The sequence below is a fragment of the Alicycliphilus sp. T452 genome (assembly GCF_054512775.1).
Genome location: NZ_JBTNEH010000035.1, coordinates 1 through 23529 on the forward strand (window position 1 = coordinate 1; position 23529 = coordinate 23529).

Consider the following 23529-nt stretch of genomic DNA (forward strand, 5'->3'; position numbering starts at 1 on the left):
CGCGTGGCTGGAGAAGAACAGGCGGTTGTGGAAGAACTGCGAGAGACGGCTCAACACCAGCCTGCAGTTCATCCACTTGGCGTTCTTGGCTCTACTGCTCAAAAGACTTTGAACAGGCTCTTAGAGCCTGTTCACGATCTTTTCTTATGGCCGATCAACGCGGGCGATGCCGCGCTGCGCTCACTGCGCCCGGCAGATCTTGAGCATGTTCGTGCCGCCCGGCGCACCCATGGGTTCGCCGCAGGTGATCACGTACAGATCGCCCGGCTGCACGATGTCGCGCGTCTTCAGGTGGCTCTCGGCCTGCTCCAGGGCGGTGTCGCGGTCGGCGCTGGTGTCCATGAGCAGCGGGCGCACGTTGCGGAACATGGCCATGCGCCGCTGCGTGGCCACCTTGGGCGTCAGGGCGTAGATCGGAATGTGGATGCGGTGGCGGCTCATCCACAGGGCCGTGGAGCCGCTTTCGGTCATGGCCACGATGGCCTTGGCGCCCAGGTGGTGGGCCGTGAACAGCGCGCCCATGGCCACGGACTGGTCGATGTGGCCTACGGTCTGCCCCTCCAGGTCGGCGTCGCGGTCGGGGTCCTCGGCGGCCTCGGCGGCGGAGCAGATCTTGTCCATTTCCTGCACGGTCTCCAGCGGGTACTTGCCGGCCGCCGTCTCGGCGCTGAGCATCACGGCGTCGGTGCCGTCGAGCACGGCGTTGGCCACGTCGCTGACCTCGGCGCGCGTGGGCACGGGGTTGGTGATCATGCTCTCCATCATCTGCGTGGCGGTGATCACAACCTTGTCCATGTCGCGCGCCATGCGGATCATTTTCTTTTGCAGCGCCGGAACGGCGGCGTTGCCCACCTCCACGGCCAGGTCGCCGCGCGCGACCATGATGCCGTCGCTCACCTTGAGGATTTCCTCCAGGCGCGGGATGGCCTCGGCACGTTCGATCTTTGCGATCAGGCCCGGCTTGTGGCGGTACTCGGCCGCCGCCACGTTGCACAGCTGGCGCGCCATCTCCATGTCGGTGGCGTTCTTGGGAAAGCTCACGGCCACATAGTCGGCCTGGAAGCTCATCGCGGTCTTGATGTCCTCCATGTCCTTGGCCGTCAGGGCCGGCGCGGTCAGGCCCCCGCCCTGCTTGTTGATGCCCTTGTTGTTGGACAGCTCGCCGCCCAGCTTGACGGTGGTGTGCACGGCGTCGCCGCGCACGGCGTCCACGGTGAGCACGATCAGGCCGTCATTGAGCAGCAGCACGTCGCCGCACTTCACGTCGCGCGGCAGTTCCTTGTAGTCCAGGCCCACGCCCAGCAGGTCGCCCGGCTCGGTGCGCGAGGCGTCGAGCACGAAGGGCGCGCCCGGCTCCAGCATCACCTTGCCCTCGGCGAACTTGCCCACGCGGATCTTGGGGCCCTGCAGGTCGGCCATGATGGCCACCTCGCGCCCGGCGCGCCTGGCCGCCTCGCGCACCATGGTGGCGCGATCCACATGGTCGCTCGCCTTGCCGTGGCTGAAATTCAGGCGCACCACGTTCACGCCCGCGGCAATCATCTGCTCCAGCAGCTGCGGATCGCTGGAGGCGGGGCCCAGGGTGGCAACGATCTTGGTGGCACGGCGGATTTGCATTGTCCTGTCTCTTTCGGTTCGTGTAATCGAGTTTCCATTTTCACACAAAACACCTTACCTGCCAGCCCCCGCCGCCGCGCCGGGACGGGGTCTCGAAGGCGCTCGCAGCCATGAGCGCCGTTGAATCTGGAATAACACATATGCGCATGTACCTGGGTTTCATTGCGCGCGCCGGCGGCGGTGCTGCGCAAGGCCGGCACAGCAAATCAGGTGTAGCGTTTTTCCAGCGCATCCCAGGCGGGCTTGCCCACCAGGCGCTGGCGCTCGGCGAACGGGGCCACCAGGCCGCTGGATTCCCGCACCTCCTTCTCGTCGCGCAGCACCGCGAGGGCCTTTTGCATGCCCGCCACCGCGCCCTGCAGCGCGGCGTTGGCGTACAGCACGATACCGAAGCCCAACTCGCCCAGTTGCCCGGCATTGAAGATCGGCGTCTTGCCGCCGATCACCATGTTCATCAATTGCGGCTTGGCCAGGCGCTGCGGCAGCGCGCGCACTTCCTCGGCCTTCGTCACGGCCTCGACGAACAGGATGTCGGCGCCGGCCTCGGCGAACTTCTGCGCGCGCTCCACGGCGGCCTCGAAGCCCTGCGTGGCGGCCGCGTCGGTGCGCGCCATGACGAGGAAGTCCGGGTCGCGCCGCGCATCGACGGCGGCCTTGATCTTGCCGACGGCCTCCCCGGTGGAGATGACCTCCTTGCCGCTGAAGTGGCCGCAGCGCTTGGGCGCCACCTGGTCTTCGAGCTGGATGCAGTCGGCCCCGGCGCGCTCCAGCGTGCGCACGGTGTGGACCACGTTGAGCGCGTTGCCGAATCCCGTGTCGGCATCCACGATCAGCGGCACGTCCACCGCGTCGCGGATACGCGCGGTGTGCTCGGCGATCTCGTGCAGGCCCATGAAGCCCTGGTCGGGCATGCCGAACCACATGTTGGTGACGCCCGCGCCGGTGACGTAGATCGCCTGGAAGCCCAGGTCGGCGATCACCCTGGCCGAGAGCGCGTTGAACGCGCCGGGCACGATGAGGCCGTTGCGGGCCTCGACGAGTTGCTTGAGCCGTTGCTTGGTGTTCATCACTTTTTCCTTGTTGATCGCAGCGCAGGTGCTGGAGTGTGCATATGGCGTCAAACCGGCGCCACCCAGGCGAGGGCCGCCGCGCAAGGGCCGCCCCGCCGCGCTGGCGGCGTCCCCCTTCCCACGCGAAGCGTGAGAGAAGGGGGAAGCGACGAAGTCGCTCAGGGGGTTGTCGGTACTCTTACCCAGCCTTCCATCAGGATGCGCGCGCTGCGCGACATGAGGGCCTTGGTGACCTGCCATTGGCCGTTGACCTGCTGCGCCTCGGCGCCCACGCGCAACGTGCCCGAGGGGTGGCCGAAGCGCACCGCGTTGCGCGTGCCGCCGCCCGCCGCCAGGTTGACCAGCGTGCCGGGCACGGCGGCGGCGGTGCCGATGGCCACGGCCGCCGTGCCCATCATGGCGTGGTGCAGCTTGCCCATGGACAGGGCACGCACGAGGAGTTGAACGTCCTGCGCCCCGATGCGCCTGCCGCCCGATGCGGTGTAGCCGGCGGGCGGGGCGACGAAGGCTATTTTCGGCGTGTGCTGGCGCGTGGCGGCCTCGCTCACGTCTTTGATAAGACCCATCTTCACGGCGCCGTGCGCGCGGATGGCCTCGAAGCGCGCGAGCGCGGCCGGGTCCTCGTTGATGTCGCCTTGCAGCTCGGTGCCGGTGCAGCCGATGTCCTTGGCGTTGAGGAAGATGGTGGGGATGCCCGCGTTGATCAGCGTGGACTGGAAGGTGCCGATGCCCGGCACGTCGAGCTGGTCCACCACGTTGCCCGTGGGGAACATGGCGCCACCCTCGGCGGAGGGCTCGATGAACTCCAGCGGCACCTCGGCGGCGGGGAAGGCCACGCCGTCCAGCGCGAAATCGCCCGCCTCCTGCACCTGCCCATGGCTGATCGGCACATGCGCCACGATGGTCTTGGCCGTATTGGCCTGCCAGATGCGCACCGTGACGCTGCCGTGGAGGGGAATGCGCGCCGCGCCGATCAGCCCCATGTGGATGGCGCACGGCCCCACGGCGGCGGAGAGGTTGCCGCAATTGCCGCTCCAGTCCACCAGTGGCTGGTCGATGGACACCTGCCCGAACAGATAGTCCACGTCATGCCCGGGCCGCGTGCTGCGGCTCAGGATCACGGCCTTGCTGGTGCTGGACGAGGCATTGCCCAACCCGTCGATCTGCTTGCCGTAGGGGTCGGGGCTGCCCAGCACGCGCAGCAGCAAGGCGTCGCGCGCGGGGCCGGGCTGCTGCGCCGCTTCGGGCAGGTCCTGCAGCTTGAAGAACACGCCCTTGCTGGTGCCGCCGCGCATATAGGTGGCGGGAATCTTGGTCTGTGGCGCCATGGCTTACTCTAGTTTCGATAGCTTCTCGCGCTTCATTGACAAGCGCTGGAGCGTGATTTGGCCAAAAAATCCTGGGCGAAGCGCTGCAGCACGCCGCCCGCTGCGTAGACCGAGGCTTCCTCGGCCGTGTCCAGGCGGCAGGTCATGGGCACCCGGGCCTCCTCGCCATTCTTGCGGCGGATGACGAGGGCCAGGGTGGCGCGCGGCGTGAGCGCACCTTCCACGCCGTAGGTCTCGGTGCCATCCAGTCCCAGGGTGATGCGGTTGGTGCCCGGCTGGAACTCCAGCGGCAGCACGCCCATGCCGATGAGGTTGGTGCGGTGGATGCGCTCGAAGCCCTCGGCCACCACCACCTCCACCCCCGCCAGGCGCACGCCCTTGGCGGCCCAGTCGCGGCTCGATCCCTGGCCGTAGTCGGCGCCGGCGATGATGATGAGCGGCTGGCGGCGGTTCAGGTAGGTCTCGATGGCCTCCCACATGCGCACCACTTTTCCTTCGGGCTCGATGCGGGCCAGCGAGCCCTTCCTGCCCGCCATCTCGTTGACGAGCTGCGGGTTGGCGAAGGTGGCGCGCATGGCCGTGAGGTGGTCGCCGCGGTGCGTGGCGTAGGAGTTGAAGTCCTCCTCGCTCAATCCCATCCTGGCCAGGTACTCGCCGGCCGCGCTGTCCGGCAGGATGGCGTTGGAGGGCGACAGGTGGTCGGTGGTGATGTTGTCGGGCAGGATGGCGAGCGGGCGTAGCCCCAAGAGCGTGCGCGGGTGGGCGGCCAGAGCGCCCACGCCTTCGGTGTCCCAGTAGGGCGGGCGGCGGATGTAGGTGGACCGGGGGCGCCAGCCGTACTGCGGCGCGGCTTTTCCGCCATCGTCCTTGCGGAGGGCGAACATGGGCTCGTACACGGCGCGGAACTGCTCGGGCTTGACGGCCCGGGCCACGATGGCGTCGATCTCCTCGTCGCTGGGCCAGAGGTCCTTCAGGCGGATCTGCTGGCCGTCCACCACCGCGAGCACGTCGTTCTCGATATCGAAGCGCACCGTGCCCGCGATGGCGTAGGCCACCACCAGCGGCGGCGAGGCCAGGAACGCCTGCCTGGCATACGGGTGGATGCGCCCGTCGAAGTTGCGGTTGCCCGAGAGCACGGCCGTGGCGTACAGGTCGCGCTCGATGATCTCCTGCTGGATCGCAGGATCGAGTGCGCCCGACATGCCATTGCAGGTGGTGCAGGCGAAGGCGACGATGCCAAAGCCCAGCGTCTCCAGGTCACCCAGCAGCCCCGCTTCCTTCAGGTACAGCTCCACGGCCTTGGAGCCGGGCGCGAGCGAGGTCTTGACCCAGGGCTTGCGCGCGAGGCCCAGGCGGTTGGCATTGCGCGCCAGCAGCGCGGCGGCGATCACGTTGCGCGGGTTGCTGGTGTTGGTGCAGCTCGTGATGGCGGCGATGATGACGGCGCCATCGGGCATGCGGCCGGGCTCCTCGGTCCAGGGGGCGGCGATGCCGCGCTCCGCCAGGGCCGAGGTGGGCAGGCGCCGGTGCGGGTTCGACGGGCCGGCCATGTTGCGCACGACCGTGGACAGGTCGAACGCCAGCACGCGCTCGTACTGCGCGGTCTGCAGGTCATCGGCCCAGAAACCCGCCGCCTTGGCGTAGGTCTCCACCAGTTGCACCTGCTCGGGGCTGCGGTCGGTAAGGCGCAGGTAATCGATGGTCTGCGGGTCGATGGTGAACAGCGCAGCCGTGGCGCCGTACTCGGGGCACATGTTGGAAATGGTGGCGCGGTCGCCGATGGACAGGCTGTCCGCGCCCTCGCCGAAGAATTCCACGTACGCACCCACGACCTTCTCCTTGCGAAGGAACTCGGTGAGCGCGAGCGCGATGTCGGTGGCGGTGATGCCCGGCTGGCGTCTGCCCGTGAGCTTGACGCCGACGATCTCGGGCAGCCGCATCCACGAGGCGCGGCCCAGCATCACGCTCTCGGCCTCCAGGCCGCCCACACCCACGGCGATCACGCCCAGCGCATCGACGTGCGGCGTGTGGCTGTCGGTGCCCACGCAGGTGTCGGGGAAGGCCACGCCATCCTGCACGTAGACCACAGGCGACATTTTTTCCAGGTTGATCTGGTGCATGATCCCGTTCCCCGCCGGGATCACATCGACGTTCGCGAAGGCTTTTTTCGTCCACTCGATGAAGTGGAAGCGGTCCTCGTTGCGGCGGTCCTCGATGGCGCGGTTCTTGGCGAACGCGTCGGGGTCGTAGCCGCCGCACTCCACGGCCAGCGAATGGTCCACGATGAGCTGCACCGGCACGACGGGGTTCACCTGCGCGGGGTCGCCGCCCTCCTTGGCGATGGCGTCGCGCAGCCCGGCCAGGTCGACCAGCGCCGTCTGCCCAAGGATGTCGTGGCACACCACGCGCACAGGGAACCAGGGAAAGTCGATCTCGCGCTTGCGCTCGATGAGCTGGCGCAGGTAGGCGCCGAGCTGCGAGGGGTCGGCGCGGCGCACCAGGTTCTCGGCGTGCACGCGGGCCGTGTAGGGCAGGCGCGCCCAGGCGCCGGGCTCGATGGCGTCGACGGCCTCGCGCGCATCGAAATAGTCGAGCCGGGTGCCGGGCAGTTTCTTGCGGTATGGGGTGTTCATGAAGCGTGGGGCGCGTGGCTCTGCTTTTTTATCTGCTTGTTCCATTTCCAGATCAATCGAGTACGCGAAGGCGAAGCGCAGACAGTGCTGTAGCACGACAAGCGAAGCCGACAAAGTAATCGGTGGATATGGAAATGGAATTACTTGCGGTTCTCGATGGGAACGAACTCCAGGTCGTCCGGCCCGGTGTAGTTCGCGCTGGGGCGGATGATCTTGTTGTCCACGCGCTGCTCGATCACGTGCGCCGCCCAGCCGCTGGTGCGCGCGATGACGAACAGCGGCGTGAACATGGCGGTGGGCACCTGCATCATGTGGTAGCTCACGGCGCTGAACCAGTCGAGGTTGGGGAACATCTTCTTGACTTCCCACATCACGCGCTCCAGCCGCTCGGCGATGTCGTACATCTTGGTCGATCCGGCCTCATCGGACAGGCGCCTGGCCACGCCCTTGATGACGGCGTTGCGCGGGTCGCTCACGGTGTAGACCGGGTGGCCGAAGCCGGTCACCACCTCCTTGGCCTCCACGCGGCAGCGGATGTCGGCCTCGGCCTGGTCGGGGTTGTCGTAGCGCTTCTGGATCTCGAACGCCACCTCGTTGGCGCCGCCGTGCTTGGGGCCGCGCAGCGCGCCGATGGCGCCCGAGATGCTCGAATACATGTCGCTGCCCGTGCCGGCGATGACGCGCGCCGTGAAGGTGGACGCATTGAACTCGTGCTCGGCGTACAGGTTCAGCGAGGTGTGCATGGCGCGCACCCAGCCCCCGGAGGGCGGCGCGCCGTGCAGCAGGTGCAGGAAGTGGCCGCCGATGGAGTCGTCATCCGTCTCCACAGCGATGCGGCGGCCCGAGTTGCTGAAGTGGTACCAGTACAGCAGCATGCTGCCCAGCGAGGCCATCAGCCGGTCGGCGATGTCTCGGCTGCCTGCCAGGTTGTGGTCGTCCTTCTCTGGCAGGGCGCAGCCCAGGGCCGACACGCCGGTGCGCATCACGTCCATGGGGTGGCTGGCGGCGGGCAGTTGCTCCAGCGCCGTCTTCACGCTGCCGGGCAGGCCGCGCAGGGCCTTGAGCCTGGCCTTGTAGGCCTTCAGCTCGGCGCGCGTGGGCAGCTTGCCGTGCACCAGCAGGTGGGCGATTTCCTCGAACTCGCACACTTCGGCGATGTCCAGGATGTCGTAGCCGCGGTAGTGCAGGTCGTTGCCGGTGCGGCCCACGGTGCACAGGGCGGTGTTGCCCGCCTGCACGCCCGAGAGGGCGACGGACTTCTTCACGGGCTTGTGCAGGGGCGCTGCCACGGTCTCGGCGGTTGCGGTGCTCATGCTGGGGTCTCCTGGTTGCGGTAAGAACATTCGAGGGCGGCGGGACGGCCGGCGGCATCCACCGCCACCATCTCGAACACCCCCTTCAACACCTCCTCGGGCGGGACGCCCGGCTGGTCGGCCAGGGCGGTCACGCACACGGTCATGGAGCTGCGGCCCACGCGGCTGACCCAGCCGCGCAAGGTGAGCTGGCTGCCGACCGGCACGGGCGCGAGGAAATCCACGCCCGCCACGCCGGCCATCACCACCTCGCGCTGCGCCAGGCCGCGCGCGGCCAGAAAGGCCGCCTGCGCCATGAGCTGCAGGCCCTGCCCGGCAAACAAGGTGCCGTGGTGGTTGGCGCGCGCCGGCAGCACCAGTTCGCGCGTTTCTACGGTTCCGGGGGGTGTTGTCATGCTTCGCAATTTACGCAAAATGGCGAACTGGGAACAGGACTGAAAAGGCGAAATCGTGCGAAGCAAAATTCCGAACATTGCGAACATTGCGAATATTCCTGCCGGAAAAGGCCAGGGATGAAAAAGACCTTCATGGGCGTCAGGCTGCGCAAGCTGCGCGCGGAGCGCGGCCTGTCGCAGATCGCGCTGGCCCAGGCGCTGGGCCTCTCGCCCAGCTACCTGAACCAGATCGAGCAGAACCAGCGCCCCCTCACCGTGCAGGTGCTGCTCAAGCTGCACCGCACGCTGGGCGTGGACATCCAGCAGTTCTCGGAAGACGAGGAGGCGCGCCTGATCGCCGGCCTGCGCGAGGCGCTGGCTGACACCGCCGAGCCCGTGGCCGTGCCCGAGCTGCAGGAGGTGGCGGCGCAAATGCCCGCGCTGGGCCGCGCCGTGATCGCCCTGCACCGCCGCGCGCTGGAGGCGCAGGAGCGCCTGGAGACCCTGGCGCTGCGCCTGGGCGACGACCGCAGCGAGGCCATGCCCCCGCGCGCCATGCCGTTCGAGGTGGTGCGCGACTTCTTCTTCGCCCACCAGAACCACTTCGACGCCGTGGACCGCGCCGCCGAGGCCCTGGCGCAGGACGCCCCGCGCGTGCACGGCGGGCGCCTGGGCGAATGGCTGGCCCAGCGCCTGCAGCAGCGCCACGGCGTGCGCGTGGTGCTGGCCGGCGACGGCCCGGGCGCGGAAAGCGCCGAAGGCAGCAAGCGCCGCTTCGACCCCGGCCAGCGCACGCTGCAGCTGGCATCCACGCTGGAGCCCGCGCAGCAGGCCTTCCAGCTTGCCACGCAGCTGGCGCTGCTGGAGGTGGCCGGCACCATCGACCAGCTCACCGACGCCCCGCCCTTCGCGCACGACCCCGCCTCGCGCAAGCTCGCCCGCGTGGGCCTGGCCAACTACTTCGCCGGGGCGCTGCTGCTGCCCTACGGCGTGTTCCTGGAGACCGCCGAGGCGCTGCGCTACGACATCGACCTGCTGGAGCAGCGCTTCGGCGTGGGCTTCGAGACGGTGTGCCACCGCCTCAGCACGCTGCAGCGCCCGGACGCGCCCGGCGTGCCGTTCTTCTTCATCCGCGTGGACCGCGCGGGCAACATCAGCAAGCGCCAGTCGGCCACGCACTTCCACTTCAGCCGCACGGGCGGCACCTGCCCGCTGTGGAACGTGTACGAAGCCTTCGGCCAGCCCGACCGCGTGCTGCGCCAGCTCGCCAGCATGCCCGACGGGCGCAAATACCTGTGGATCGCGCGCACCGTGAGCGGCGGCAGGCGCGGCTACGGCGCGCCGCGCAAGACCTTTTCAGTGGGCCTGGGCTGCGACATCCGCCACGCCCCGCGCCTGGCCTACGCCAAGGGGCTGGACCTGAACGCCCCCGAGGCCGCCACCCCCATCGGCATGGGCTGCAAGGTGTGCGAACGCGAAGCCTGCCCGCAGCGGGCGTTTCCGTACATCGGGCGCGCGCTGGAGGTGGACGAGAACCAGAGCCGCTTCGCGCCCTATGGCTTCGCGCCGTAGCCGCGGGCTCATTGGCGCATCAGCGCCTCGATCTCGTCGCCGTCCACGGGCACGCCGCGCGTCATGAGCTCGCAGCCGCCCTCGGTGACGATGGCGTCGTCCTCGATGCGTATGCCGATGTGGTGGAACCGCTCGGGCACGCCGGGCGCAGGGCGCACGTAGATGCCGGGCTCGATGGTCAGCACCATGCCCGGACGCAATATGCGGCTGGGGCGGTTCTTGATCAGCTCGCCCGACAGCGGGTCCTGGCGCTCGCTCACCTGGTCGGCCTCGCCGGGCTCCACGTAGCTGCCGCAGTCGTGCACGTCCATGCCCATCCAGTGGCCGGTGCGGTGCATGTAGAACTGGAAATAGGCGCGCTTGTCGATCACGTCCTGCACCCCGCCCACCTTGTCCTTGTCGAGCAGCCCCAGGTCCAGCATGCCCTGGGCGAGCACGGCCACGGCCGCGTCGTGCGGGTCGTTGAAGCGGTTGCCGGCGCGCGTGGCGGCGATGGCGGCCTTCTGGCTCTCCAGCACCAGGTCGTACAGCGCGCGCTGCGGGCCGGTGAAGCGCCCATCGGCCGGGAAGGTGCGCGTAATGTCCGATGCGTAGCCGTCGAGCTCGCAGCCGGCGTCGATCAGCACCAGCTCGCCCGCGCGCACGGGCGCCGCGTCGGCGCGGTAGTGCAGCACGCAGGCATTGGCGCCCGAGGCCACGATGGAGCTGTAGGCCGGGTACTGCGAGCCATGGCGGCGAAACTCGTGCAGCAGTTCGGCATCCAGGTCGTATTCGCGCACGTCCTGGCCGGCGCGCAGCATGCGGGCGCTGGCCAGCATGGCGCGCACATGGGCCCCGGCGCTGATGCCGCCGGCGCGGCGCATGATGGCCAGCTCGTGCTCGTCCTTGACGAGGCGCATCTCGTCGAGCAGCAGGCACGCGTCGCCCTGCTGCGCCGGGCACAGCGCGCCGTGGCGCACGCGCGCGCGCACCTGGTTCAGCCAGCCCTCCACGCGCGCCGCCAGCCCCGCGTGCGTGGCGAACGGGAACCAGACGCCGGCGCGGTTTTCCAGCAGGCGCGGCAGCAGCGCGTCGAGCTCGGTGGCGGAATGCGCGGCATCCACGCCCAGCGCGGCCACGGCCGCCTCGGGGCCAAGGCGGTAGCCGTCCCAGATCTCGCGCTCCAGGTCCTTGGGCTGGCAAAACAGCGTGGCCTGGCCCTCGGCGGTCAGCACCAGGCAGGCGCCGGGCTCGGTGAAGCCGGTGAGGTAGTAAAAGTAGCTGTCGTGGCGGTACAGGTATTCGCTGTCGCGGCTGCGCGAGCGTTCGGGCGCGGTGGGCACGATGGCGATGCCGCCCGCGCCCAGTTGGGCCGCCAGGCGGGCACGCCGTTGGGCGTAGATGGAGGTCATGCGGCAATCGTACTGCGGCGCCGGGCCTCGCCCGGGCGCGGGCGGCCACAACCCCATCGCCGTCAGGCCCGGGGCCGCGTCAAGAGCGCTTGTTCTTGCGCTCCAGGAACGCGTTCATGTGGTGCTGCGGCTCGCCCGTCTTGAAGGCCTCGCCGAACTCGGCGATGCTGTCGTCGATGGCAGCATCCACGGTCATGCACTCCCAGCGGCGCAGCAGGCGCTTTTGCTGGCGCAGCACCACGGGGCCGATCTGCGCCAGCCCTGCGGCGATCTCCAGGATGCGCTCGTCGAGCCTGTCCCTGGGCACGCATTCGTTGATCAGGCCCCATTGCTGGGCCTGGGTGGCGGGGATGTTCTCGCCCGTGAGCAGCAGCCAGGCGGCGCGCGCCGCGCCGATCTGCGCGGGCATCATGGCGGCGTGGATCACCGAGGGGATGCCCACCTTGACCTCGGGCATGCCGACCACTGCGTCATCCGCGGCGATGCGCAGGTCGCCGGCCATGGCCAGTTCCAGGCCGCCGCCCAGCGTATGCCCTTCCAGGCGCACGATGACCGGCACGGGGAAGTGCCGCACGGCGTTGCACAGGTCGCGCAGTGCGCTGATGAAGGCGCGCCCCGTGGACGCCGTGAGCGCGGCCATCTCCTTGATGTCGGCGCCCGCGATGAAGGCGCGCGAGCCCGAGCCGCGCAGCACCAGGCAGTGCAGCTCGCCGTTTTCCGCCAACTCGCCCAGTTGCGCCGTCAAGGCGCGGATCACGGGCGTGCTCAGCACGTTGAGCGGGCCCGCGTCGGTGATGGTCAGGACTGCCGTCGCGGGCGTGGGGTAGGAAATCTGGGAATACATGGCTTTTTCACCCATCACATTTTCTCGAAACCGATGTCCTTGACGAGGCGCGCCCAGGCCTTGTTGGAGCGCTCCACCGTCTCCTTGAACTGCTGCGGCGTCTGGTAGTCCACGATGGCCGACTGCTGCTCGATGGTCTTGACCAGCTCCGGATTCTGCAGCGTCTTCTTCAGCGCGGCGCTCAGCCTGGCCAGGATGACCGGGTCGAGGCTGGCCGGCGCCCCGATCCCGTACCAGGACATCTCGTTCATGGGCTTGAGGCCCGCCTCGGCATAGGTGGGCACGTCGGGGAGGCTGGCCAGCCGCCTGGGGCTGGAGACCGCCAGCGCGCGCAACTGCTTGCCGGCGATCAGGCCGCCGGACGAGGGCATGTTGTCGAACACCACGTCGATCTGCTTGGCCATCAGGTCGTTGAGGGCGGGGCCCAGCCCCTTGTAGGGCACATGGGTGATCTGCGTGCCCGTGGTGTTGCCGAACAGCGCCCCGCTCAAATGGCTGTATCCGCCATTGCCCGACGACCCGTAGTTGAGCTTGCCCGGCGCCTTGCGCGCGGCCTCCACCACGTCCCGGACCGACTTGTAGGCCGAGTCGAAGCCGACCACCATCACGCCGGGCACGTTGGCGATGTTGCTGATGGGCGTGAAGTCCTTCACCGGGTCGTAGGCCGGCTTGGCGTAAACGTTGGGGTTCACCGCGTGCGAGCTCTCCACCATCATCACCAGCGTATAGCCGTCCGCGGGCTGCTTGGATGCGTGGAGCGAGCCGGTGCTGCCGCCGGCGCCGGGCTTGTTCTCCACCATGACGGACTGCCCCAGCTCCTCGCCGAGGTAGCGCGCCACGACGCGCCCGATCACATCGGTCGCGCCGCCCACGGCGTAGGGCACGATCAGGCGCACGGGGCGCTCGGGGTAGCCGGCGGCCCATGCGGCGGGCGCGGTGGCCGCGCACAGCGCGACCGCCAGCAATGTCTTCTTCACATGTGTCACTCAAGTCTCCTGATTTACGGGTTGATGGGTCCCGGGCCTGGCTGCGGGCCCGAGTACGGGTGGCGGGGTGGCCGGCGCATCCCGGCCCGCGGGCACCATGGGGTTGCGCACCAGCCTGAGCGTGCCCAGCTGCGGGTGATCGACGGTCTGCAGCATCTGCCGGTGCCGCACCTGGGGATGGGCGAACACCTGCTCCATGTCGTTGACGTTTCCCCACGAGATGCCATGCGCGTCGAGCGCCCGGCCCAGCGCCTCGACCCGCCAGGCCGCCAGCTTCTCGCGCAGCAGGGGGCGCAGCCGCTGGAGGTGCGTGAGCCTGCCGGCGTTGGTCGCGAAGTCGGGCTGCAGGTGCCAGTCCACCCCCATGAGCTGGCAGAACGCCGCGAACTGCGCGTCGTTGCCGATGGCCAGGATGACGTGGCCGTCGGCGCAGGCGAACACCTCGTACGGCGCCAGGTTCGGGTGCGTGTTGCCGATGCGCGCCGGGCTTTCGCCCGACACCAGGTAGTTGCTCGCCTGGTTGGCGTTCATGGCCACGGCCACGTCGAGCAGGGCGATGTCCAGGTGCTGGCCGCGGCCCGTGCGAGCGCGCTGCACCAGCGCCGCCAGCACCGCGCTGGTGGCGTACATGCCGGTCATCAGGTCCACCACGGCCACGCCGGTGCGCAAGGGGCCCGCGCCCGGCTCGCCGTCCGCGATGCCGGTGTAGCTCATCAGGCCGCCCATGCCCTGGAAGATGTAGTCGTAGCCCGGCTTGTGGGCGAAGGGGCCGCTCTGGCCGAAGCCGGTGACGGACAGGTAGATCAGGCCCGGGTTGATCGCGGCCAGCGATGCGTAGTCCAGGCCGTATTTCGCGAGCGTGCCGACCTTGTAGTTCTCCACCAGCACGTCCGCGTCGCGAACCTGGCGCAGCAGCCAGTCGCGGTCGGCAGCGTCGGCAAAGTCCGCCGTCACCGACCGCTTGCCACGGTTGCAGGACAGGAAATAGGCCGCCACCTTTTCGCCGGACCCGGCCGTGGCGAAGGGCGGCCCCCAGCCGCGCGTGTCGTCGCCCCGGACGGGCCGCTCGATCTTGAGCACGTCGGCGCCCAGATCCGCCAGGTTCTGGGTGCACCAGGGCCCGGCCAGGATGCGGGACAGGTCGATCACCCGCACCCCTTGCAGTGCATTCGCAAGCATCACGTATCCCCTACAACTGCGACGACAGGATGGCCGTGGCCTCGCTGGACAGCACGCCCCCGTTGCCATGCACCAGGGCGGTTTCCGCGCCGGCGACCTGCCTGGCCATGCCCTCGCCGCGCAGCTGCGTCACCGCCTCGATGATCAGAAAGATGCTGTACATGCCCGGGTGCACGCAGGAGAGCCCGCCGCCATTGGTGTTCATGGGGAACGCGCCGCCCGGCTCGATGCGGCCGCCCTCGACGAAGGTGCCGCCCTCGCCCTTCCTGCAAAAGCCCAGATCCTCCAGGAACAGGATGGGGTTGATGGTGAAGGCGTCGTAGAGCTCCACCACGTCGATGTCGCTCGGCTGCAGGCCCGCCTGCGCGAACGCCTTGCGCCCGGACTCCACGGCCGGGGTCACCGTGAGGTCTTCCATGCACGAGATCTGGCGGTGCCAGTGCGCGAAGCCGCTGCCCAGCACGTAGATGGGCCTGGCGTGCAGCGCCCTGGCGCGCTGCGCCGAGGTGACGACGATGGCGCCCGCGCCGTCCGTGACCAGGCAGCAGTCGAGCGCGGTGAACGGGTCCGAGATCATCCTGGCGTTGAGCACGTCGTCCACGCCGAGCGGTTTTTTGGAAAACGCGTCCGGGTTGAGCTGCGCCCACTTGCGCGCGGCCACCGCCACCTCGGCCAGCTGCCTGCGCGTCGTGCCGTACTCGTACATGTGCCGCGCCGCGGCCAGCGCGTAGCTGGAGACGGGGTTGAAGGCCTTGTACGGGTGCTCGTAGGGCTGCGGGTCGAGCTCGGCGCGCATCTGGTTGATGCGCGAGCTGCTGGGCGCGCTGCGCGGCGTGGCGCCGTAGCAGATGAGCACGTTCTCGCACTCGCCCGCGTCGATGGCCATCTGCGCGATCTTCAGGTCGGCGATGAAGGCCGAGCCGCCGAACATGGTGCTGTCGGAAAAGCGCGGCCGTATCCCCAGGTACTCGGCCATGCGCATCACCCACCACGGCGAGGTGAGGCTGGAGGTGATGATGCCGTCGATGTCGGACTTGCGCAGGCCGCTGCGCTCTATCGCCAGGCACGAGGCCCGGGCGATGATCTCCTGCTCGGTGGCGCCGCCGGCATGACCCATGCCGGCCAGGCCCGTGCCCAGGATGGCGATGGAGCCGCGTGATGCGTGCGCGTTCATGCCTGCACCTCCCCGCGCGCCGTGAAGACCAGCAGCGGCCCGTCCGCCATGGCGTCGATGCGGGCGCGCACCGGCAGGCCGATGCGCACCTGCTCCACCGGCATGTCCACCACGCGGCTCATGAGGCGCGGGCCTTCTTCCAGGTCGACCAGCACCACCGTGTAGTCCCCTTCCGCTCGGCGCACTATGGTCACCGAGTACACCGTGCCATGGCCCGAGGGCGCGGCCCACTCAAGGTCCTGCGCGCCGCAGTGCGGGCAGCACACGCGCGGGTAGAAGTGGAATCTGCCGCAGGACAGGCAGCGCGGGATTTCGAACCGTCCCTCGGCCAGCGCACCAAAGTAGCGCTGGTCGCAGGCACTGGCCACGGCCGATTGCGGCGCACCGAGATCCGTCATGCGTTCACTCCTCCGCGCTGACGCCGGTTTCGAGCACGACGCGCTTCCACTTGGCGACCTCGGCCGCGACGAAGCTGCGCGTCTGCGCCAGGTCCTTCACGCCCAGCGGCTCGCTGTACTGCAGGCGCAGGCGCTCGGTCATCTCGGGCGAGTTCATGATCTTGTTGATCTCGCCATTGAGCAGCGCGAGCACCGGCGCCGGCGTGCCGGCGGGGGCGTAGAGGCCCAGCCAGGTGTAGACGTCGAAGTCCTTGAACTCCGCGCCCGCCTCGCGCAGCGTCGGCAGCTCGGGGAACAGCCTGCTGCGCTCGGCCGCCAGGTTCGCGATCGGGCGCAGGCGGCCCGACGTGATGAAGGCCGACACGCTCATCGAATCCTGCACCGCCATGGGGATCTGGCCCGCCACGGCATCGTTCGTCGCCGGCGCCGCGCCCTTGTACGGCACGTGGGTGAACTGGTAGCCCGTGACCTTGCGCAGCCACTCGCCGCCCAGGTGGGTGGAGCCCGCGGCCCCCGCGGTGCCGAAGGGGATGCTGGGCTGCTTCTTCGCCCAGGCCAGGAATTCCTGGGTGTTCCTGGCCGGCACGCTGGGGTTCACCACGATCAGGTTGGGCGCCCTGGCCAGCACGGCCACGGGCTCCAGGCTCTTGAGCGGGTCGTAGCCCACCTTCTTCATCGCGGGCGCGATCACGTAGCCGGTCGCGCCCACCAGCAGGGTGTAGCCGTCGGCGGACTGCCGGGCCACGTATTCCGTGCCCACCTGGCCGGCGCCGCCCGGGCGGTTCTCCACGACGAAGGGCTGCTTGAGCTTTTCCTGCAATTCCTTGGCCAGCGCACGGCTGACGATGTCCGTCATGCCGCCCGGCGGAAAGGCCACGACCACCGTGACCGGCTTGGCCGGATAGGCGCCGCCTTGCGCGTGGGCCGGCATGGCCGAGGCCGCCAGGGCCAGGCCGCCCAGCGCGGCGGCACGGGCCATGGAGCGGGCCCTGTGGTACAGCGTGAAATCCATGTGTTGTCTCCTTGCGTGTTGTCTGGGTGCGCGACCGGCACCGCCGAACGCCTGATGCGGCGCTGCCCCAGTGTAGGAACGGCCCTGCGCCCGTTCCATCGCAAAGATTCGAACGCTGTCTTGGAGAATTTCGAACGGCCGGGGCCGGCCGCGCGGGGATCAGGCGCGGGTCATGGCGACCTGCGGGTCTTCGAGCAGGAAGTTCACGAACTCCGTGATGAAGCCCGGGAACCTGGCGTCCTGCCGCACGACCAGGCTCAGCTCGCGCAGGGCCCAGGGCTCGTCGAGCGGCAGGACCGCCACCTGATCCGGCTGCAGGCGGCCGCCGAGCACGCTCCTGGGCATCAAAGCGATGCCCACGCCCGCGGCGACCAGCGACAGCACGGCGTCGAAGCCGTGCGCATGCAGGCGCGCGCGCACGGTCTTGCCGTACTTCTGCGCGGTATCGCGCAGGAACAGGTAGTTGCTGCTGGTGCGCGCCATGCAGACGAAGTCGAACTCCAGCGCCGCGCCCAGGCACAGGCTGGACTGCGAGGCCAGCACGTGGTCGCGCGGCGTGACGATGACCAGGCGGTCGACGGCATAGGGGTGGGTGACCAGCCCCTGCACGGACGAGGGCCCCGCGAAGATGCCCACGTCGGCCTCGCGCGCGAGCACCGCCGCCGGAATGGTCTCGCTCTGGCGCTCCTCGATCTCCGCATCGATGCCCGGATAGGCGACCAGGAAGCGCCCCAGGGTCGGCGTCACGAAACCGTTGAGGGAGCTGCTGTTGGCGATGAGCCGCACATGCCCCTTGACGCCCGAGATGAACCGGCCGACGTCGCTCTGCATGCGCTCCACGCCCTCGAACAGCTCGCGCACGTGCAGCAGCATCGCGTCGCCCGCGGGGGTGAGGTCCATACCCCTGGGCGTGCGCTCGAACAGCGCCGTGCCCAGCGCCTGCTCCAGGTTCTTGAGCCGGTAGCTCGCGGCCGACGGCGTGATGAAGACCGCCGCGGCGCCCGCCGTCAGGCTGCGCGCCTGAGCGATCTCGAGGAACAGCCGCAGGTCCGAGAGCTCGTAGCGCATGGCGGCTACCCCTGGGGCGGGGCCGCGGCGTTCAGCGCGGCAAGGCGCCCGGGCGTGCCCACGTCCGTCCAGCGCCCGGCGTACCTCTCGCCCGTCACGCGCCCGGCATCCATGGCGCGGCGCAAGAGCGGCGCCAGCGGCGCGGCCACGCCCTCGGGGTTGCCCGCGGGAATGTCGCACCAGGGGGTGGCGAACAGCTCGGCGCGCAGCAGCGCGATGGTGCTGTAGGTGAAACGCTCCCGCGCATCACCCTCGGGCAGGTTCAGCACCAGCCCCTGCGGGGACAGGCCGAAGTCCCCGCGCGGGTGGTGCGGCGGGTTCTCCACCAGCCACAGGTGGGCCAGCGCGCCGCCGGCGGCGAAACGCCGGGCGGCCTCGGGGTCGAAGCGGAAATCCGGCGCGAACACGTCGCCCGCCGCCAGCCAGAACACCGCGCCGCCCAGCAGCGGCAGCGCGCGCGCGATGCCGCCGGCCGTCTCCAGCGCGCGGCCGAAGTCGCGGCCTTCGTGCGAATATGAAATCGATAGCTGCTCGCACCCGTCCAGCAAGGGCTGGGGGCCAAAATGGCTTGAAATCTGCTCCCCCAGCCAGGCCGTGTTGACCACCACGCGCGCCACGCCGGCATCGGCCAGCGCCTGCAGGTGCCACTCCAGCAGCGGCCGGCCCTGCACCTGCAGCAGGGGCTTGGGGGTGTGGTCGGTGAGCGGGCGCATGCGCTCCCCGCGGCCGGCGGCCAGCAGCAGGGCGGGAGGCTGTGTGTGCATGGCCGCACTGTAGTGCATCGCCCTACGTCCAGCGGCGCCATGTCAGTGCCCCATAAGGCACCCCGGTAAAATGACGGGCTTTGCCCCAGCCCCTTTCCACTTTCATGGCCAATGCACAACAAATGGCGAATGCGATCCGCGCACTCGCAATGGATGCCGTTCAACAAGCCAACTCCGGCCACCCCGGCGCCCCCATGGGCATGGCCGACATGGCCGTTGCGCTGTGGGGCCGGCACCTGAAGCACAACCCCACCAACCCGCAGTGGATGGACCGCGACCGCTTCGTGCTGTCCAACGGCCATGCCTCGATGCTGCTGTACGCGCTGCTGCACCTCACGGGCTACGACCTGCCCCTGCAGGAGCTGAAGAACTTCCGCCAGCTGCACAGCAAGACCGCCGGCCACCCCGAGCACGGCATCACCCCGGGCGTGGAGACCACCACCGGCCCGCTGGGCCAGGGCGTGACCAACGCCGTGGGCTTCGCGCTGGCCGAGAAGCTGCTGGCCGCCGAGTTCAACCGCGAAGGCCACGCCATCGTGGACCATCACACCTACGTGTTCCTGGGCGACGGCTGCCTCATGGAAGGCATCAGCCACGAGGCCGTGGGCCTGGCCGGCGCCTGGAAGCTGAACAAGCTCATCGCGCTGTACGACGACAACGGCATCAGCATCGACGGCCAGGTGGCGCCCTGGTTCATCGACAACACGCCCCAGCGCTTCGCCGCCTGCGGCTGGAACGTGATCGACGCCGTGGACGGGCACGACGCGGAGGCCGTGGCCGACGCTATTCGCCAGGCCAAGGCCAGCGTGGACAAGCCCACGCTGATCGTCTGCAAGACCGCCATCGGCCAAGGCAGCCCCAACCGCGCGGGCACCGCCAAGGCCCACGGCGAGCCCCTGGGCGCCGAGGAGATCAACCTCACGCGCGCCGCGCTGGGCTGGTCGCACGAGCCCTTCGCGATCCCCGAGTCCGTCTATGCCGACTGGGACGCCAAGGCCGCCGGCCAGGCCGCCGAGGCCGAGTGGACGCTGCGCTTCGCCGCCTACGAGGCTGCCTACCCCGAGCTCGCGTTCGAGCTGTCCCGCCGCATGGCCGGCGACCTGCCCAAACACTTCGCCCAGGTAGCCGTGGACACGGTGGTGGCCGCCCACACTGCAGGCCAGACCGTGGCCAGCCGCAAGGCCAGCCAGATCGCGCTGGAGGCCTTCACCGCCCAGCTGCCCGAGTTGCTGGGCGGCAGCGCCGACCTGACCGGCTCCAACCTCACCAACACCAAGAGCACGCCCGCGCTGCGCATGGAAGCCAGCGGCGCCGTCGCCAAAACCGAGGACGGCCAGGTGGGCCGCCACATCAACTACGGCGTGCGCGAGTTCGGCATGGCCGCCATCATGAACGGCATCGCGCTGCACGGCGGCTTCATCCCCTACGGCGGCACCTTCCTCACGTTCAGCGACTACAGCCGCAACGCCATCCGCATGGCCGCGCTGATGAAGCAGCGCGTGATCCACGTGTTCACGCACGACTCCATCGGCCTGGGCGAGGACGGCCCCACGCACCAGTCCATCGAGCATGCGGCCAGCCTGCGCCTGATCCCCGGCCTGGACGTATGGCGCCCCGCCGACACGGCCGAGACCGCCGTGGCCTGGAGCGTGGCCCTGTCCAACCGCAACAAGCCCACGGCGCTCCTGCTCTCGCGCCAGAACCTGCCCTACGCGCCCAAGCGCGACCTGGGCGACATCTCGCGCGGCGCCTACATCCTCTCCGAGCCGAAGGACATCGGCCTCAAGAAGAGGGCGCAGGCCGTGATCATCGCCACCGGCTCCGAGGTGCAGCTGGCCCTGGCCGCGCAGAAGCTCCTGGCCGTGCGCAAGATCGCCGTGCGCGTGGTCTCCATGCCCAGCACCACCGCCTTCGACCGCGAGGACGTGAAGTACAAGCAGCTCGTGCTGCCCGCCGGCCTGCCGCGCATCGCCGTCGAGATGGGCGTGACCGACTTCTGGTGGAAGTACGGCTGCGCCGCCGTGGTTGGCATCGACACCTACGGCGAGTCGGCCCCGGCAGGCGTGCTGTTCAAGCACTTCGGCTTCACGGCCGAGAACGTGGCCGACACCGTGCGCGCCGCGCTGCAGCGCAAGCGCTGAAGTTTTTTTTCATCCCTAGAGGCTTAACCATGACGATCAAGATTGGCATCAACGGCTTCGGCCGCATCGGCCGCAACGTGTTGCGCTCCGCCGTGCAGAACTTCTCCGACATCGAAGTCGTTGGCATCAACGACCTGCTGGAGCCCGACTACCTGGCCTACATGCTCAAGTACGACAGCGTGCACGGCCGCTTCAAGGGCGAGGTCTCGGTCGATGGCAACACGCTCATCGTCAACGGCAAGAAGATCCGCCTCACGCAGGAGCGCGACCCCGCCAACCTGAAGTGGAACGAGGTCGGCGCCGACATCGTGATCGAGTCCACCGGCCTGTTCCTGGACAAGGCCAGCGCCGAGAAGCACATCGCCGCCGGCGCCAGGAAGGTGCTGATGTCGGCCCCCTCCAAGGACGACACGCCGATGTTCGTCTATGGCGTGAACCACAAGACCTACGACGGCCAGGCCATCATCAGCAACGCCAGCTGCACCACCAACTGCCTGGCCCCCGTGGCCAAGGTGCTGCACGACAAGTGGGGCATCAAGCGCGGCCTGATGACCACCGTGCACGCCGCCACCGCCACGCAGAAGACCGTGGACGGCCCGTCCAACAAGGACTGGCGCGGCGGCCGCGGCATCCTGGAGAACATCATCCCCAGCAGCACCGGCGCCGCCAAGGCCGTGGGCGTGGTGATCCCGTCGCTCAACAAGAAGCTCACCGGCATGTCCTTCCGCGTGCCCACCTCCGACGTGTCGGTGGTGGACCTGACGGTGGAGCTGGAGAAGGAAGCCAGCTACGACGAAATCAAGGCCGAGATGAAGGCCCAGTCGCAAGGCGCCCTCAAGGGCGTGCTGGCCTACACCGAGGACAAGGTGGTGGCCACCGACTTCGTCGGCGAGACCCACACCTCGGTGTTCGACGCCGACGCCGGCATCGCCCTGGACAAGACCTTCGTGAAGGTCGTGGCCTGGTACGACAACGAGTGGGGCTACTCCAACAAGTGCCTGGAGATGGTGCGCGTGATGGCCGGCAAGTAAGCCGCTCGCACTCCCTGCACAGCGACGCGCCTTCGGGCGCGTTTTTTTGTGCCCTGCAAAAAGGGCCGCAGGCACATGGCGTGCCTGCGGCCCTTTCAGAGCCAAAACAGGCTCTGACGCTCTTGCAGCAAGCGCAACAAGCTACCTATTCGATAGCAACCCTTACTCCGCCGTGCGGATGGTCTCGCGCCCCTGGCGGTCCTTGGCGCGCGCGATGTCGTCGCCCAGCGAGCGCAGCAGCTTGTCGGCGGCGGCGGCGAAGGCATCGGCCACCTTGGGCGCCTCGGCATGGGCGGCCACGGGCTGGCGGCCGGCGGGGCGGGCCTCGATCACGCAGCGCTTGTCGACCGCGCCGGACTTGCCGCCGTCCACGTCGGACAGGAACACCTCCACGCGCGTCACATGCTCGCGAAAGCGGGCCAGGCGGGTCGTGGCCTCTTCCTGCACCCAGCGCACCAGCGATTCGCCGCCCTGGATGTGGTCGTTGGTATGCACCTGAATTTGCATGTTTTCCTCCTTGGTGAAACCGGGGTGCGGATGCAGGCCCCATGCCGCCCATCATGCCGCAGTCGGCAGCCGATGGCCTGATTCGCATCAATTATCGGCCGCCGGCGAAGGGCTTGGCCCCGGAGCGCGCGGCCGGCATGCGCACCGGGGCAGCGCTCTCCTACAGACTGGCCGGCGCTGCAGTGCTACAACCCTTGCATGTCTGCCCTCCATCCCACGGCCAGCCGGCTGAAGATCGGCCTGTCGGCCTGTTTCTCGCATGCCGACCCGGGCCGCTCGCTGTTCACCAACAAGACGCTGCAATACGTTGAGCAATCCATCGCGCACTGGATCATGTCGGCCGGCGCGCTGGTCGTGATGGTGCCCTGCCCCACGGGCGAGACGGCGCGCGGCGACGTCACGCTCAAGCACTACGCCGAATGGCTCGACGGCGTGGTCATGCACGGCGGCTCCGACGTGTGGCCCGGCAGCTACGGCGAGGTGCCGCTCAAGGACGCCTGGCTGGGCGACCGCGTGCGCGACCTGTACGACCTGGCCGTGGTCGAGGCGTTCGAGCAGCAGGGCAAGCCCATCTTCGGCGTGTGCCGGGGCCTGCAGCTCATCAACGTGGCCTTCGGCGGCACGCTCTACCAGGACATAGAGACCCAGCACCCCGGCGCCATGCAGCACCGCAACGCGGTCGCCTACGACCAGCACTTCCACGAGGTGGACATCGTGCCCGGCACGCGCCTGGCGCGCCTGTACCCCGGCCAGCCGCGCGTGACGGTCAACAGCATCCACCACCAGGGCATCAAGAACCTCGCGCCAGGCTTCGACATCGAGGCCTGGAGCTACCCCGACGTGGTGCCCGAGGCCATTCGCCGCCGCCACGGCCACGGCCACGGGCGCGGCTACATCGCGGCCACGCAATGGCACCCGGAGTTCCGCGCCGCGAGCGGCACGATGCTGGACGACTCGCCGCTGCTGCACGACTTCCTGGCCGCCTGCGCCGACGCGCGCGCCCGCCCCCGGCCGGGCCGCAGCCCGCTGCACATCCGCGACCGGGCGGAGCGCTTGCTGCGGCAGGCACTGCTGCGCAGGTTTTAAGAAGAATCAGCCCCTTGCGCCCGCCCACCAAGCGCTTAAAG

At 69.1% G+C, this 23529-nt stretch carries 20 protein-coding genes and 1 pseudogene; 5 read left to right on the forward strand and 16 right to left on the reverse strand.

The features are described from left to right. A pseudogene (locus tag ACX12L_RS21055) lies at positions 1-112 on the forward strand (IS5/IS1182 family transposase); the annotation flags it as partial. 68 nt (positions 113-180) lie between these two features. On the opposite strand, the gene pyk reads toward ACX12L_RS21055, so the two are convergent. From pyk to ACX12L_RS21085, 6 genes are all read right to left on the reverse strand, one after another. Further along, positions 181-1617, reverse strand: a complete 1437-nt coding sequence (gene pyk, locus ACX12L_RS21060) for a pyruvate kinase (RefSeq protein ID WP_459264384.1) — start codon at positions 1615-1617, stop codon at positions 181-183. 206 nt (positions 1618-1823) lie between these two features. After that, positions 1824-2684 carry an isocitrate lyase/PEP mutase family protein gene (locus ACX12L_RS21065; protein ID WP_459264385.1) on the reverse strand — a complete coding sequence of 287 codons (861 nt, stop codon included), beginning with the start codon at positions 2682-2684 and terminating at the stop codon, positions 1824-1826. 161 nt (positions 2685-2845) lie between these two features. Next, positions 2846-4015, reverse strand: a complete 1170-nt coding sequence (gene prpF / locus ACX12L_RS21070; RefSeq protein WP_459264386.1) for a 2-methylaconitate cis-trans isomerase PrpF — start codon at positions 4013-4015, stop codon at positions 2846-2848. Between the two features lie 32 nt (positions 4016-4047). Next, positions 4048-6648 (reverse strand): Fe/S-dependent 2-methylisocitrate dehydratase AcnD, encoded by a 2601-nt coding sequence (gene acnD, locus ACX12L_RS21075; protein ID WP_459264387.1) that lies wholly within the window; start codon positions 6646-6648, stop codon positions 4048-4050. A 140-nt stretch (positions 6649-6788) separates the two neighbouring features. Beyond that, complete coding sequence (prpC, locus tag ACX12L_RS21080; RefSeq protein ID WP_459264388.1) at positions 6789-7961, reverse strand: bifunctional 2-methylcitrate synthase/citrate synthase; 1173 nt, start codon at positions 7959-7961, stop codon at positions 6789-6791. After that, positions 7958-8356, reverse strand: coding sequence for an acyl-CoA thioesterase (locus ACX12L_RS21085; RefSeq protein WP_459264389.1), 399 nt, complete (start codon positions 8354-8356; stop codon positions 7958-7960). Before ACX12L_RS21085 ends, prpC begins: the two co-directional genes overlap by 4 nt. A 117-nt stretch (positions 8357-8473) precedes the next feature. Here ACX12L_RS21085 and ACX12L_RS21090 point away from each other — a divergent pair, with 117 nt between their 5' ends. Continuing rightward, positions 8474-9907, forward strand: coding sequence for a short-chain fatty acyl-CoA regulator family protein (locus ACX12L_RS21090; protein ID WP_459264390.1), 1434 nt, complete (start codon positions 8474-8476; stop codon positions 9905-9907). Between the two features lie 8 nt (positions 9908-9915). On the opposite strand, the gene ACX12L_RS21095 is transcribed toward ACX12L_RS21090, so the two are convergent. The 9 genes from ACX12L_RS21095 to ACX12L_RS21135 all read right to left on the reverse strand — a co-directional run bounded on the left by ACX12L_RS21095 (position 9916) and on the right by ACX12L_RS21135 (position 18741). Further along, on the reverse strand, positions 9916-11298 hold the full coding sequence (locus ACX12L_RS21095; RefSeq protein WP_459264391.1) for an aminopeptidase P N-terminal domain-containing protein: 1383 nt from the start codon (positions 11296-11298) through the stop codon (positions 9916-9918). Positions 11299-11377: 79 nt separating this feature from the next. Continuing rightward, positions 11378-12157, reverse strand: a complete 780-nt coding sequence (locus ACX12L_RS21100; protein WP_459264392.1) for an enoyl-CoA hydratase — start codon at positions 12155-12157, stop codon at positions 11378-11380. Further along, positions 12157-13128 carry a Bug family tripartite tricarboxylate transporter substrate binding protein gene (locus ACX12L_RS21105; protein WP_459264393.1) on the reverse strand — a complete coding sequence of 324 codons (972 nt, stop codon included), beginning with the start codon at positions 13126-13128 and terminating at the stop codon, positions 12157-12159. Before ACX12L_RS21105 ends, ACX12L_RS21100 begins: the two co-directional genes overlap by 1 nt. Next, the gene (locus ACX12L_RS21110) at positions 13129-14307 is read right to left on the reverse strand and encodes a CaiB/BaiF CoA transferase family protein (RefSeq protein WP_459264394.1); all 1179 of its coding nucleotides are present in this window, start codon (positions 14305-14307) and stop codon (positions 13129-13131) included. A gap of 10 nt (positions 14308-14317) precedes the next feature. After that, complete coding sequence (locus tag ACX12L_RS21115) at positions 14318-15481, reverse strand: thiolase (RefSeq protein WP_459264395.1); 1164 nt, start codon at positions 15479-15481, stop codon at positions 14318-14320. Continuing rightward, positions 15478-15879, reverse strand: a complete 402-nt coding sequence (locus ACX12L_RS21120; RefSeq protein WP_459264396.1) for a Zn-ribbon domain-containing OB-fold protein — start codon at positions 15877-15879, stop codon at positions 15478-15480. Before ACX12L_RS21120 ends, ACX12L_RS21115 begins: the two co-directional genes overlap by 4 nt. 4 nt (positions 15880-15883) lie before the next feature. Continuing rightward, the gene (locus ACX12L_RS21125) at positions 15884-16891 is read right to left on the reverse strand and encodes a tripartite tricarboxylate transporter substrate binding protein (protein ID WP_459264397.1); all 1008 of its coding nucleotides are present in this window, start codon (positions 16889-16891) and stop codon (positions 15884-15886) included. A gap of 159 nt (positions 16892-17050) precedes the next feature. Next, positions 17051-17959 carry a LysR family transcriptional regulator gene (locus tag ACX12L_RS21130; RefSeq protein WP_459264398.1) on the reverse strand — a complete coding sequence of 303 codons (909 nt, stop codon included), beginning with the start codon at positions 17957-17959 and terminating at the stop codon, positions 17051-17053. A 5-nt stretch (positions 17960-17964) separates the two neighbouring features. Next, positions 17965-18741, reverse strand: a complete 777-nt coding sequence (locus tag ACX12L_RS21135; protein WP_459264399.1) for a nucleotidyltransferase family protein — start codon at positions 18739-18741, stop codon at positions 17965-17967. Positions 18742-18827: 86 nt separating this feature from the next. On the opposite strand from ACX12L_RS21135, the gene tkt reads away from it, so the two are divergent. Together tkt and gap are read left to right on the forward strand one after the other, a co-directional pair. Further along, a complete protein-coding gene (gene tkt / locus ACX12L_RS21140) occupies positions 18828-20864 on the forward strand; it encodes a transketolase (protein WP_459264400.1) in 2037 nt (678 codons plus the stop codon). Positions 20865-20893: 29 nt separating this feature from the next. Further along, positions 20894-21895 carry a type I glyceraldehyde-3-phosphate dehydrogenase gene (gene gap, locus ACX12L_RS21145; protein ID WP_459264401.1) on the forward strand — a complete coding sequence of 334 codons (1002 nt, stop codon included), beginning with the start codon at positions 20894-20896 and terminating at the stop codon, positions 21893-21895. A 162-nt stretch (positions 21896-22057) separates the two neighbouring features. Here the strand turns inward: gap and ACX12L_RS21150 are convergent, their stop codons facing one another. Then, positions 22058-22402, reverse strand: coding sequence for an HPF/RaiA family ribosome-associated protein (locus ACX12L_RS21150; protein WP_013520914.1), 345 nt, complete (start codon positions 22400-22402; stop codon positions 22058-22060). A gap of 198 nt (positions 22403-22600) precedes the next feature. On the opposite strand from ACX12L_RS21150, the gene ACX12L_RS21155 reads away from it, so the two are divergent. After that, positions 22601-23488, forward strand: coding sequence for a gamma-glutamyl-gamma-aminobutyrate hydrolase family protein (locus ACX12L_RS21155; RefSeq protein ID WP_459264402.1), 888 nt, complete (start codon positions 22601-22603; stop codon positions 23486-23488). The last annotated feature ends 41 nt before the right edge of the window (positions 23489-23529 follow it).

Bases quoted from the DNA above. Each gene is read 5' to 3' on its own strand.
- pyk (WP_459264384.1), bottom strand. From the start codon at position 1,617: ATGCAAATCCGCCGTGCCACCAAGATCGTTGCCACCCTGGGCCCCGCC.
- ACX12L_RS21065 (WP_459264385.1), bottom strand. From the start codon at position 2,684: ATGAACACCAAGCAACGGCTCAAGCAACTCGTCGAGGCCCGCAACGGC.
- prpF (WP_459264386.1), bottom strand. From the start codon at position 4,015: ATGGCGCCACAGACCAAGATTCCCGCCACCTATATGCGCGGCGGCACC.
- acnD (WP_459264387.1), bottom strand. From the start codon at position 6,648: ATGAACACCCCATACCGCAAGAAACTGCCCGGCACCCGGCTCGACTAT.
- prpC (WP_459264388.1), bottom strand. From the start codon at position 7,961: ATGAGCACCGCAACCGCCGAGACCGTGGCAGCGCCCCTGCACAAGCCC.
- ACX12L_RS21085 (WP_459264389.1), bottom strand. From the start codon at position 8,356: ATGACAACACCCCCCGGAACCGTAGAAACGCGCGAACTGGTGCTGCCG.
- ACX12L_RS21090 (WP_459264390.1), top strand. From the start codon at position 8,474: ATGAAAAAGACCTTCATGGGCGTCAGGCTGCGCAAGCTGCGCGCGGAG.
- ACX12L_RS21095 (WP_459264391.1), bottom strand. From the start codon at position 11,298: ATGACCTCCATCTACGCCCAACGGCGTGCCCGCCTGGCGGCCCAACTG.
- ACX12L_RS21100 (WP_459264392.1), bottom strand. From the start codon at position 12,157: ATGGGTGAAAAAGCCATGTATTCCCAGATTTCCTACCCCACGCCCGCG.
- ACX12L_RS21110 (WP_459264394.1), bottom strand. From the start codon at position 14,307: ATGCTTGCGAATGCACTGCAAGGGGTGCGGGTGATCGACCTGTCCCGC.
- ACX12L_RS21115 (WP_459264395.1), bottom strand. From the start codon at position 15,481: ATGAACGCGCACGCATCACGCGGCTCCATCGCCATCCTGGGCACGGGC.
- ACX12L_RS21120 (WP_459264396.1), bottom strand. From the start codon at position 15,879: ATGACGGATCTCGGTGCGCCGCAATCGGCCGTGGCCAGTGCCTGCGAC.
- ACX12L_RS21125 (WP_459264397.1), bottom strand. From the start codon at position 16,891: ATGGATTTCACGCTGTACCACAGGGCCCGCTCCATGGCCCGTGCCGCC.
- ACX12L_RS21130 (WP_459264398.1), bottom strand. From the start codon at position 17,959: ATGCGCTACGAGCTCTCGGACCTGCGGCTGTTCCTCGAGATCGCTCAG.
- ACX12L_RS21135 (WP_459264399.1), bottom strand. From the start codon at position 18,741: ATGCACTACAGTGCGGCCATGCACACACAGCCTCCCGCCCTGCTGCTG.
- tkt (WP_459264400.1), top strand. From the start codon at position 18,828: ATGGCCAATGCACAACAAATGGCGAATGCGATCCGCGCACTCGCAATG.
- gap (WP_459264401.1), top strand. From the start codon at position 20,894: ATGACGATCAAGATTGGCATCAACGGCTTCGGCCGCATCGGCCGCAAC.
- ACX12L_RS21150 (WP_013520914.1), bottom strand. From the start codon at position 22,402: ATGCAAATTCAGGTGCATACCAACGACCACATCCAGGGCGGCGAATCG.
- ACX12L_RS21155 (WP_459264402.1), top strand. From the start codon at position 22,601: ATGTCTGCCCTCCATCCCACGGCCAGCCGGCTGAAGATCGGCCTGTCG.